Origin of the sequence: Alkalibaculum bacchi (genome assembly GCF_003317055.1) — a bacterium.
In the GTDB taxonomy this organism is placed as follows: Bacteria; Bacillota; Clostridia; order Eubacteriales; family Alkalibacteraceae; genus Alkalibaculum; species Alkalibaculum bacchi.
In genome coordinates this window covers 99,568-111,856 of record NZ_QNRX01000004.1, presented here as the reverse complement: position 1 = coordinate 111,856, position 12,289 = coordinate 99,568, and the positions used below count along the sequence as shown (strand labels likewise).

The window sequence follows — 12,289 nt, the reverse complement described above, 5'->3', positions numbered from 1 at the left end:
GCTGGTGGCTGGACCCTAAAGGCATGACCTGAAGCTACGCTCATGCTAATAAAAAAAGGGCCTTAGCCCTTTTTTATTAAAGAATTTCAGATATAACTCCTGAACCTACTGTTCTTCCGCCTTCTCTGATTGCAAATCGTAATCCTTCTTCGATTGCGATTGGGTGGATTAGTTCGATTGTCATTTCGATATTATCTCCTGGCATTACCATTTCTGCTCCGCCTTCTAATTCGATGATTCCTGTTACGTCAGTTGTTCTGAAATAGAATTGTGGTCTGTATCCGTTAAAGAATGGTGTATGTCTTCCACCCTCTTCTTTTGTTAATACGTATACTTGAGATTTGAATTTTGTGTGTGGGTTGATTGTTCCTGGTTTTGCTAGTACTTGACCTCTTTCGATGTCTTTTCTTTCAACACCTCTTAACAATGCTCCAATATTATCTCCTGCTTCTGCTTGATCTAATAATTTACGGAACATTTCAACACCTGTTACTACTACTTTTCTTCTCTCTTCTTGTAAACCAACGATTTCTACTTCTTCGCCTACTTTTATTGTTCCTCTTTCAACTTTTCCTGTTGCTACTGTACCTCTACCTGTAATGGAGAATACATCCTCTACTGGCATTAGGAATGGTTGATCTGTTGGTCTTTCTGGCTCTGGAATATATGCGTCTACTTCTTTCATTAAATCAACGATTTTGTCTCCCCACTCGCTGTCTGGATCTTCTAATGCTCTCAATGCACTTCCTACTACGATTGGAGTGTCATCTCCTGGGAATTCATATTCGCTTAATAGTTCTCTTACTTCCATTTCTACTAATTCGATTAATTCTTCGTCATCTACCATATCTGCTTTGTTTAAGAATACTACGATATATGGTACACCTACTTGACGTGATAAAAGAATGTGCTCTCTCGTTTGTGGCATTGGACCATCTGCTGCACTTACTACTAAGATTGCTCCGTCCATTTGTGCTGCTCCTGTGATCATGTTTTTAACATAGTCAGCATGGCCTGGGCAGTCTACGTGTGCGTAGTGTCTTGCATCTGTTTCGTATTCTACGTGAGATGTAGAGATCGTGATTCCTCTTTCTCTCTCTTCTGGTGCTTTATCGATATTGTCATAGCTTATGAATTCACCAGATCCAAATCTTTTGTTTAATACAGCTGTGATTGCTGCTGTTAAAGTTGTTTTACCGTGGTCAACGTGTCCTATTGTTCCAACATTTACGTGAGGTTTACTTCTCTCGTATTTAGCTTTTCCCATTTTTTATTCCTCCTCAGTGTATATATTATTTTTTACCTTCGATAATCTTTTGTGCAACGCTCTTTGGTACTTCTTCATTATGATGGAATTCCATTGAGTATACACCTCTACCTTGAGTCTTACTTCTAAGGTCTGTAGCGTAACCAAACATTTCAGACAATGGAACATACCCTCTTATGATTTGAGCTCCATTTCTTGCTTCCATTCCTTCAATTCTACCTCTTCTTGAGTTGATGTCACCCATGATGTCACCCATATACTCTTCTGGAACAGTTACTTCTAGCTTGAAGATTGGTTCAAGTATGATTGGATCTGCTTTTCTGCAACCGTCTTTAAACGCCATAGAACCAGCGATTTTAAAGGCCATTTCAGAGGAGTCTACATCATGGTAAGATCCATCATATAGTGTTACTTTAACATCTAGTACAGGGTATCCTGCTAGAACACCATTTTCAAGTGCTTCTTGAATACCTTGGTCAACTGGTCCGATGTATTCTTTTGGAATAGCTCCACCAACGACTTTGTTGACGAATTCGTATCCAGCACCTTGTTCATTTGGCTCAAGTTCAATCAATACGTGGCCGTATTGTCCCTTACCACCAGATTGTCTAGCGTATTTCATTTCAGATTTAACATGTTTCTTGATTGTCTCTTTATAAGCTACTTGTGGAGCACCTACATTTGCTTCAACTTTAAATTCTCTTAAAAGTCTGTCTACGATAATGTCTAAGTGAAGCTCACCCATACCAGAAATGATTGTTTGACCTGTTTCATCATCTGTGTACGTTTTAAAGGTAGGATCTTCTTCAGCAAGTTTTGATAAAGCAACGCCCATTTTTTCTTGTCCAGCCTTTGTCTTTGGTTCAATAGCAACAGAGATAACTGGCTCTGGGAATTCCATTTTTTCAAGTACAACTGGGTTCTTTTCATCGCATAAAGTATCTCCAGTTGTGGTATCTTTTAAACCTACTGCAGCTGCAATATCTCCAGAGTAAACTGTAGTGATTTCTTCTCTGTGGTTTGCGTGCATTTGAAGAATACGGCCAATTCTCTCTCTTTTTCCCTTTGTTGAGTTGTACACATAAGAACCTGATTCTAAAACACCAGAGTACACTCTAAAGAAAGCAAGCTTTCCAACAAATGGGTCTGTCATAATCTTAAATGCTAATGCTGAGAATGGTTCTTCATCGCTTGCATGTCTTACGATTTCTTCTCCACTATCCATGTCATGTCCAGAAATTGCTTCAATGTCTAATGGAGATGGCATATAATCAACTATTGCATCTAGAACTAATTGAACACCTTTGTTTTTGTAAGATGAACCACAAGTGACTGGAATGATTTTTACGCCAACAGTCCCTTTTCGAAGAGCTACTTTGATCTCTTCTTCTGTGATTTCTTCGCCTTCAAGGTATTTCATCATTAAGTCTTCATCTAATTCAGAAACAGCTTCTAGAAGCTTATCTCTATATTCTTCTGCTAAGTCTTGCATGTCTTCAGGAATATCTGTTACTTCAAATTCTTTTCCTAAATCATCTTTGTAAATATCTGCTTTCATTGTAACTAAGTCGATAATACCTGTAAAAGAATCTTCTTTACCAATTGGAATTTGAATAGCAACAGCATTTGCATTTAGTCTGTCTCTCATCATGTCTAACACATGGTAGAAGTCAGCACCCAATGTATCCATTTTGTTGATATAAGCCATTCTTGGTACATTATATTTGTCTGCTTGTCTCCAAACAGTTTCTGATTGAGGTTCAACGCCACCCTTTGCACAGAAAACTGCAACAGAACCATCTAGTACTCTTAAAGATCTCTCAACCTCTACAGTAAAGTCAACGTGTCCTGGTGTATCTATTATATTTATTCTATGGTCTTTCCATTGAGTGGTAGTAGCAGCAGAGGTAATTGTAATACCTCTTTCCTGCTCTTGTTCCATCCAGTCCATTTGAGCTCCACCTTCGTGAGTCTCACCAATTTTGTGGATTTTTCCGGAATAAAATAATATTCTTTCTGTTGTGGTGGTTTTACCTGCGTCAATATGAGCCATGATACCGATGTTTCTCGTATTTTCTAAGCTAAATTGTCTAGACACAGTATCCATCCTTTCGTGATTACAGAATTTTGATTACCACTTGTAATGTGCAAAAGCTTTATTTGCTTCAGCCATTTTATGAGTGTCTTCTTTTTTCTTAACTGCTGAACCCGAATTATTTACTGCATCCAATAATTCGCCAGCTAGTCTTTCTTGCATTGTTTTTTCATGTCTTAGTCTTGAGTACTTTGTAAGCCATCTTAAACCTAATGCTTGTCTTCTATCAGCACGAACTTCCATTGGCACTTGGTAAGTTGCTCCACCAACTCTTCTCGCTTTAACTTCTAGAACAGGCATAATATTGTTTAAAGCCTCTTCAAATACTTCTAATCCATCTCTATCTGTTTTCTTTGCAATAATATCAAAAGCTCCATATACTATGTTTTGAGCCACTCCCTTTTTTCCATCAAGCATAATATTGTTAATTAACTTTGTTACAACAACACTATTGTATAATGGATCAGGAAGAACAGATCTTTTGCTTACTGGTCCTTTTCTTGGCACTTCGCTTCCCTCCTCAACATTAAATATTCATCGGTACTCGACATTTACGCTGCCGTTGTGCTTTTATATATACTATATATTGCATGTAGTTCATGTAAATATAGTAGATTCATTTTGCACTTAGTTCTTTGGTTTTTTGGCACCATATTTTGATCGAGCTTGTTTTCTGTTTTGTACGCCTGCTGTATCTAAAGCTCCCCTGATGATTCTGTAACGAACCCCTGGTAAGTCTTTAACTCTACCACCTTTGATCAAAACAACGCTATGCTCTTGTAAATTATGTCCAATACCTGGAATATAACATGTTACTTCTGTTCCATTTACTAGTCTTACTCTGGCAATTTTTCTAAGAGCGGAGTTTGGTTTCTTTGGTGTAGTAGTTCTTACTGCAGTACACACTCCTCTTTTTTGAGGATTTGCTTTTAGGGCAGGAGTTTTTGAAGTATATTCTACTTTTTCTCTACCTTTTTTTACAAGCTGATTAATTGTTGGCATTTCTTCACCTCCGTAAATTATTTGTATAGAAACCTGTGCCTTAAAATAACCCCTCGTTTAGAGGGGCTATATACACAGTGAGTTCTCTAATCTTTTAATAAGGCAGCACTAGCAGTCTTTCTATTAATTCCACATGCTTTTCCTAAATCTATCATGGAATCGACATAGACTATTGGCACTTCGTTTTCTTTACAACAATTTTCCACTTCAACGAATATGTGCTGTTCCACATCATGTGCTAGATAAACTGTTTTAGCTTTACCGTCCTTAACCATTTTTAAGGTTTGCTTTGTACCTATTACACTCTTACTCACCTTTATGTGATCAAGCATGATGGTCCCCCTTACTACAAACATTCGCTAAATGATTTTATCATTGCTTTTTTCCTCTGTCAACACTTTAAATGTCATCTTCCAAAGAATTAACATTCTCTTCATCTAAAAATTCTGCTTCTTCTTCTATTTCCTCATCGTCGTAAATTACAATATCATTGTAATTTTTGACTCCAGTTCCAGCAGGAATCAGTTTACCAATAATTACATTTTCCTTTAATCCAATTAGTGGATCCTGTTTTCCTTTTATTGCTGCATCCGTTAGAACTCTTGTAGTCTCTTGGAAGGAAGCTGCTGATAAGAAGGAATCTGTTGCAAGAGAAGCCTTTGTAATACCTAGAAGTACTCTTGTTGCTGTAGCAGGCTCTCCACCTTCTTTTTGAATTCTTTCATTTTCTTCTTCAAATGCAAAGATATCTACTAAACCTCCTGGAAGCAATTCTGTATCTCCGGATTCCATGACTTTAACTTTTCTAAGCATCTGACGAACTATAGTTTCTATATGTTTATCGTTAATGTGTACACCTTGCATACGATATACCTTTTGTACTTCTTGTAAGAGATACCTTTGTACTCCGTGGATCCCCTTAATGGCTAATATATCATTAGGATTAATAGAACCTTCTGTGATTTCATCACCAGCCTCTATTACATCTCCTTCGTATACTTTTAGTCTCGATCCATATGGTATAGCATACACCTTTTCTTCTGTATCACCTGTAACAACGACTTCTTTTCTCTTCTTTGTTTCTCTTAAAGAAACAGCACCTGCAATTTCAGAAATAATAGCAAGACCCTTAGGTTTTCTCGCTTCAAAGAGCTCTTCGATTCTAGGAAGACCTTGGGTAATATCCTCAGCTGTTGCTACACCACCTGTATGGAAAGTCCTCATGGTTAACTGCGTACCCGGTTCACCAATAGATTGTGCCGCAATAGTTCCTACTGCTTCTCCTATGCCAACAGGTTTCCATGTTGTTAAATCAACACCATAACATTTTGTACAAACACCTACTTTAGATTGACAATTTGTTACAGACCTTATCATAATGTGTTTGAATCCAAGATCTTGTATTTCAGAAGCCATATTTATGCTAATGAGTTCATTTTTCTTTACAAGAACTTCCTCTGTTTCAGGGTGAATGATATCTTCAAAAGCATATCTTCCGGCTATACGATCTCTAAGAGTCTCGATGATTTCACCATTGTCTTCTACAGGTGTAGCTTTATATCCTTGAGTAGAACCACAGTCGTCTTCTTTTACAATAACATCCTGGCTTACATCTACAAGTCTTCTCGTCAAATAACCTGAATCCGCTGTTCGAAGGGCAGTATCCGCAAGACCTTTTCTAGCACCGTGGCTAGAAATAAAGAACTCAGATACATTTAGACCTTCACGGAAGTTTGAACGTATTGGGAGCTCGATAATTTTACCTGATGGACTCGCCATAAGACCTCTCATACCTGCTAATTGCTTGATTTGGTTTTTGCTACCTCGAGCACCAGAGTTGGCCATCATATTGATTGGATTTAGTGGGCTTAAATTATCCATCATGGCTTCTGTTACATCATTTGTAGCCTGTGTCCAAATTTCAACAACTTTTTCATATCGTTCATCTTCTGATATGAGACCTCTTCTAAACATCTTTTGAATTTTTTCTACTTCAAGATCAGCATTTTGCAAGATTTCTGGTTTTTCTTTTGGTACGTCCATATCGCTTACGCCTACAGTAACTGCGCCGACAGTAGAGTAATGAAAGCCCATTTTCTTAATATCATCGAGAACTACAGAGGTCTTTGTAGGCCCGTGAGTGTGATAACATTTTTCAACAATTTGTGATAATTTCTTTTTATCCACTAAAACATCTACTTCTAAAAGAAATGCATCCTCTGGTTTTTCTCTCTTAACTAGGCCTAAGTCCTGTGGAATAAATTCATTAAATAGGAATCGGCCAACAGTACTTTCGATGATTCTACCTTGTTTTACTCCGTCAATCTCTTTATAAACTCGTACTCTTACCCTGCTGTGTAAAGAAACAACTTTATTGTCATAAGCAGCTTCCATTTCTTCTAAATCTGTAAATACTTTCCCCTCACCTGTAGAGCCAGCAACTTCTAAAGTCATGTAATAAGAACCTAATATCATATCTTGAGTAGGGCTTACTACAGGACTACCATCTTGAGGTTTTAAGATATTGTTTGCTGCAAGCATTAAGAATCTTGCTTCAGCCTGAGCTTCTACAGATAAAGGAACGTGGACGGCCATTTGGTCTCCGTCAAAGTCCGCATTGTATGCTGTACAGACTAGTGGATGTAGTTTAATTGCCCTACCTTCTACTAACACTGGTTCAAACGCCTGAATACCAAGTCTATGAAGTGTCGGTGCTCTATTTAATAGAACAGGGTGTTCTTTAATGACTTCTTCTAAGACATCCCACACTTCTGGTCTCATTCTTTCTACCATGCGCTTTGCACTTTTTATATTTTGTGAAAATTTCTGTTTTACAAGTTCTCTCATTACGAAAGGCTTAAACAATTCTATTGCCATTTCTTTTGGCAAACCGCATTGATACATTTTTAGTTCTGGACCTACTACGATAACAGAACGACCTGAATAGTCAACTCTCTTACCAAGTAAGTTTTGTCTAAATCGACCTTGTTTTCCCTTAAGCATATCGGAGAGAGATTTTAAAGGTCTATTTCCAGGACCTGTAACAGGTCTACCTCTTCTACCATTATCAATAAGAGCATCAACAGCTTCTTGAAGCATTCTTTTTTCATTTTGAACAATAATATCTGGTGCATCTAAGTCTAATAATCTCTTAAGCCTATTATTTCGATTGATTACTCTTCTGTAGAGATCATTTAAGTCAGAAGTAGCAAATCGTCCACCATCAAGTTGTACCATAGGTCTTAGTTCTGGTGGGATAACAGGAATCGTCTCTAAAACCATCCACTCTGGATGATTTCCCGAGCTTTTAAAAGCTTCTACAGTTTCAAGTCTTCGAACCGTACGAATTTTCTTTTGACCAGTACTCGTCTTTAAATCTTCTCTTAAGATTCGAGCTTCTTTATCTAAATCGATTTTTTGTAATAATTCAAAAATACCTTCGGCACCAATTTTGGCTTGAAAAGCGTTACCATATTTTTCTTTGTTTTCACGGTATTCTCTTTCTGTCAAAAGCTGTTTATAAGAAAGAGGCGTATTACCAGGATCTGTAATAATATAAGATGCAAAATAAATAATCTTTTCTAATGCTCTCGGAGATAATTCTAAGAGCAGCCCCATCCTACTAGGGATCCCCTTAAAATACCATATATGTGTAACAGGGGCAGCTAATTCAATATGTCCCATTCTTTCTCTTCTTACTTTTGAACGAGTAACTTCAACTCCGCAGTTTTCACAGACAATTCCTTTATAACGAACCCTCTTATATTTTCCACAATGACATTCCCAATCCTTAGTGGGTCCAAATATTTTTTCACAAAAAAGGCCATCTTTTTCTGGCTTCAAGGTTCTGTAATTAATTGTTTCAGGTTTTTTTACTTCTCCTCTTGACCATTCACGTATTTTTTGTGGCGATGCTAATCCAATTTTTATCGATTTAAAATCAAATTCACCCAAGGAGTCCGCTCCCTTCTCATTTTAAAATAAGTCGCTAGTCATTAGTCACTAGTCACTAGCTTGCATGTATTCCTCTAGGGTCTTTAAATGCTAGTCTTTAGCCGCTAGTCACTAGCACAAAGGCTACTTTAGTAGCTATAAGGAGGACCCAAAAGGAATCCCCCAAGCTAGAGTCTAGAGTCTAGGGTCTAGTGGCTAGTGTCTTGCTTTAATATTCTTCCATATCTCCAATAAAGTCATCTACATCAATATCTCCAAGGAGTTCGTCATCTTCATTTTCTTCTAAATCGTCAAAATCATCTTCTATGATTTCTTTACCAGACAGTTCGATACCAATATTTTCTAATGATTCTACTCCATCTGTCAACTCTTCTTCTATTCTAAGTTCTTCTTCTTGCTCTGTCAGAACAGAAACATCAAGACCTAAACTCTGTAATTCTTTAATTAATACCTTAAAGGATTCAGGAACTCCAGGAGCAGGAATATTTTCCCCTTTTACGATAGCCTCATACGCTTTAACACGACCTACTACATCATCGGATTTTACCGTTAAAATTTCTTGCAGAGTATAAGCTGCACCGTATGCTTCAAGGGCCCAAACTTCCATCTCACCAAATCTCTGTCCACCAAATTGAGCTTTACCACCTAATGGCTGTTGTGTTACTAAAGAATATGGTCCTGTAGATCTTGCGTGCATCTTATCATCTACTAAGTGGTGAAGTTTTAACATATACATATATCCTACAGTTACTTTGTTGTCAAAAGGTTCACCAGTTCTTCCATCATACAGCTGAACTTTACCATCTCGACTACGACCTGCTAACTCTAGGGTGTCCATAATATCATTTTCATTCGCACCGTCAAATACAGGTGTTGCAATTTCCCAACCCAAAGTTTTTGCGGCAAGACCCATATGGACCTCAAGAACTTGACCGATATTCATTCGGGACGGTACACCTAATGGGTTTAGTACAATTTCAAGTGGCGTTCCATCTGGCAGGAATGGCATATCTTCTTCTGGAAGTATTCTAGAGATAACACCCTTGTTTCCATGACGTCCAGCCATTTTATCTCCAACAGAAATTTTTCGCTTACTGGCGATATATACTCTTACCAATTGATTTACTCCAGGCTTTAAATCTTCATCTTTGTTCTCTCTAGAGAATACTTTTACATCAACTACAATACCGGATTCCCCATGTGGTACTCTCAGGGAAGTATCTCTTACTTCTCTTGCCTTTTCTCCAAAGATTGCGCGAAGCAGTTTTTCTTCTGCAGTAAGCTCTGTTTCACCTTTTGGAGTTACTTTTCCTACTAAAATATCATCAGAATGAACTTCGGCACCAATTCGAATAATGCCTCTTTCATCAAGGTTCTTAAGGGATTCTTCTCCCACATTTGGAATATCTCGAGTAATTTCTTCTGGTCCAAGCTTCGTTTCCCTTGCTTCAGACTCAAATTCTTCTATATGAATGGATGTTAATGCATCTTCTTTAACTAATTTTTCACTAATAAGCATAGCATCCTCGTAATTATATCCTTCCCATGTCATAAAACCCATGAGAATATTACGGCCTAATGCTAATTCTCCACCATCTGTTGAAGGACCATCTGCGATGATTTCTCCTACTTCAACCCTTTGTCCAGCTTTGACCAGTGGCCTTTGATTAAAACATGTTCCTTGATTGGATCTCTTAAATTTTAGTATATTGTATTGATCTTTGCCGCCGTCATCTGCTACAACAACAATTTTATTTGCAGAGACCTTTTCTACAATACCTGCTCGTTTTGCTAGAATACATACTCCTGAATCTTTAGCAGCTGTATATTCCATACCTGTTCCAACTACAGGAGCTTGTGGCACAAGTAGAGGCACAGCTTGACGTTGCATATTCGCTCCCATTAAAGCTCTATTGGCATCATCATTCTCCAAAAACGGTATAAGAGCAGTTGCCACAGATACGATTTGTTTTGGGGAAATATCCATATAGTCTACCCTACTTTTAGGCACTGTTACAAAATCTCTCTTAAGTCCAGTTCTAGCTGTAATTTTTTCATTTATAAATGTACCATCGTCATTTAAAGGCTCATTTCCCTGAGCAATGGTATAGTATCCTTCCTCGTCCGCCGTTAGAAAGTAAATGTCGTTATGAACCACTCCATTTTCTACTCTTCTATAAGGAGTCTCGATAAATCCATACTCATTAACTCTTGCGTAGGTACTCAAGGAACCAATCAAACCGATATTAGGACCTTCAGGCGTTTCAATTGGGCACATTCTACCATAGTGAGAATGGTGAACGTCTCGAACTTCAAAACCTGCCCTTTCTCGGCTAAGACCACCTGGCCCTAAAGCGGATAGTCTTCTTTTGTGAGTCAATTCACTCAATGGATTATTTTGATCCATAAATTGAGACAATTGAGAACTCCCAAAGAATTCTTTAATTGCAGCGTTCACTGGCCTTATATTGATCAGACCTTGTGGTTGAATCGCTTCACTATCTTGAATAGTCATTCTTTCACGGACAACTCTTTCCATTCTTGAAAGACCTATTCTAAATTGATTTTGTAATAGCTCTCCAACAGAACGTATTCTTCTATTGCCTAAATGATCTATATCATCGATATTTCCAATATCGTAAGCTAATCCCATATTGTAATTAACGGATGCAAAAATATCTTGAATTAGTATATGCTTTGGCGTTAATTCATGAATTCTTGAAATGAATTCTTCTCGCTTTTCTTCGCTTGTCTTATCAGAGTTTAAAATTTCTTCTAAAACGCTATAATTAACAAAATCATCTATATCTATGCCTGTAATATCAAAAGGCAAGTCTTGAGCCTTTAAATCTACAAAGCCATTTCCCAATACTGCTACTGGCTTATCTTCTATATTTATTTCTACTCTATTGATACCTGCATTTTGAATTTCCCATGCAGTCGTTGCATCTAATATTTGATCTTTTTCACAAAGTATTTCTCCAGTTTCGGGGTGAACGATATTGTCGAATGATTTCTTGCCTATTAATCTAGTTGCTATCGCCAATTTGCTATTAAATTTATATCTACCAACTCTAGCTAAATCGTATCTTCTTTGGTCGAAGAACATACTATTTAAAAGGGATTGTGCACTATCTACTGTTGGAGGTTCACCAGGTCTCAATCTCTTGTAAATTTCCAATAAACCTTCTTCTACATTTTGAGCCGTATCCTTTTCAAGAGTAGCAAGAAGTCTTAAGTCTTCACCAAAAACATCTTTAATTTGCTGATTTGTTCCAAGACCAAAAGACCGCAGTAATACGGTTATCGGCAATTTCCTTGTCCTATCTACACGTACATAAAGAATATCATTTGAATCTGTCTCGTATTCCAGCCAAGCTCCCCTATTTGGTATTACTTGAGAAGAAAAAAGTTTTTTACCCGTTTTATCTCTTTCTTCTGAGTAATAGGCTCCAGGAGACCGAACTAATTGACTTACTATTACCCTTTCCGCACCATTAATGATAAAGGTACCTGTATCTGTCATAATGGGGAAGTCTGCTAAGAATACACTTTGCTCTTTGACTTCATTGGTCTCTTTATTGATTAAACGAACTCGAACTTTTAAAGATGTGGAATAAGAAGCATCTCTTTCCTTGCATTCTGCGATAGAATACTTAGGCTCTCCATCTAATTTGTAGTCAATGAACTCTAAAATTAGATTTCCAGTATAATCGGTAATTGGATTGATATCATCGAAAACTTCTTTTAAGCCTTTTTCTAAAAACCAATTATAAGAATTGACTTGTACAGCAATTAAGTTTGGAATATCTACTACCTCTTTAATTCTAGAAAAGCTCATTCTTTCTTTATTGCCGTACTTTACAGGATGCGTCATCCTACATTCACCCCTTGCTTAAAATAAAATAGCCAAAAGCTTAAGTACTTTGAATTATTATTTTATTCATACTTTCTTTTGGTTAATTTTGGTC

At 37.3% G+C, this 12,289-nt stretch carries 7 protein-coding genes; all 7 read right to left on the bottom strand.

The features are described 5' to 3' along the window. Positions 1–76 precede the first annotated feature (76 nt). The 7 genes from tuf to rpoB all read right to left on the bottom strand — a co-directional run bounded on the left by tuf (position 77) and on the right by rpoB (position 12,195). Positions 77–1,267, bottom strand: a complete 1,191-nt coding sequence (gene tuf / locus DES36_RS04115; protein WP_113919946.1) for an elongation factor Tu — start codon at positions 1,265–1,267, stop codon at positions 77–79. A 25-nt stretch (positions 1,268–1,292) separates the two neighbouring features. Beyond that, positions 1,293–3,365: an elongation factor G gene (fusA, locus tag DES36_RS04110; RefSeq protein ID WP_113919959.1), complete on the bottom strand. Its 2,073-nt coding sequence runs from the start codon at positions 3,363–3,365 to the stop codon at positions 1,293–1,295. A 33-nt stretch (positions 3,366–3,398) separates the two neighbouring features. Further along, positions 3,399–3,869: a 30S ribosomal protein S7 gene (gene rpsG, locus DES36_RS04105; protein ID WP_113919958.1), complete on the bottom strand. Its 471-nt coding sequence runs from the start codon at positions 3,867–3,869 to the stop codon at positions 3,399–3,401. A 120-nt stretch (positions 3,870–3,989) separates the two neighbouring features. After that, positions 3,990–4,364, bottom strand: a complete 375-nt coding sequence (gene rpsL, locus DES36_RS04100; protein ID WP_113919957.1) for a 30S ribosomal protein S12 — start codon at positions 4,362–4,364, stop codon at positions 3,990–3,992. A gap of 86 nt (positions 4,365–4,450) precedes the next feature. After that, on the bottom strand, positions 4,451–4,696 hold the full coding sequence (locus tag DES36_RS04095; protein ID WP_170128167.1) for a ribosomal L7Ae/L30e/S12e/Gadd45 family protein: 246 nt from the start codon (positions 4,694–4,696) through the stop codon (positions 4,451–4,453). 67 nt (positions 4,697–4,763) lie between these two features. Beyond that, a complete protein-coding gene (gene rpoC / locus DES36_RS04090; RefSeq protein ID WP_113919955.1) occupies positions 4,764–8,318 on the bottom strand; it encodes a DNA-directed RNA polymerase subunit beta' in 3,555 nt (1,184 codons plus the stop codon). Positions 8,319–8,526: 208 nt separating this feature from the next. Next, on the bottom strand, positions 8,527–12,195 hold the full coding sequence (rpoB, locus tag DES36_RS04085; RefSeq protein ID WP_113919954.1) for a DNA-directed RNA polymerase subunit beta: 3,669 nt from the start codon (positions 12,193–12,195) through the stop codon (positions 8,527–8,529). Between the last annotated feature and the right edge of the window lie 94 nt (positions 12,196–12,289).

Coding starts and splice junctions, on each gene's coding strand:
- tuf (WP_113919946.1), bottom strand. CDS start 1,267: ATGGGAAAAGCTAAATACGAGAGAAGTAAACCTCACGTAAATGTTGGA.
- rpsL (WP_113919957.1), bottom strand. CDS start 4,364: ATGCCAACAATTAATCAGCTTGTAAAAAAAGGTAGAGAAAAAGTAGAA.
- rpoB (WP_113919954.1), bottom strand. CDS start 12,195: ATGACGCATCCTGTAAAGTACGGCAATAAAGAAAGAATGAGCTTTTCT.
- DES36_RS04095 (WP_170128167.1), bottom strand. CDS start 4,696: ATGCTTGATCACATAAAGGTGAGTAAGAGTGTAATAGGTACAAAGCAA.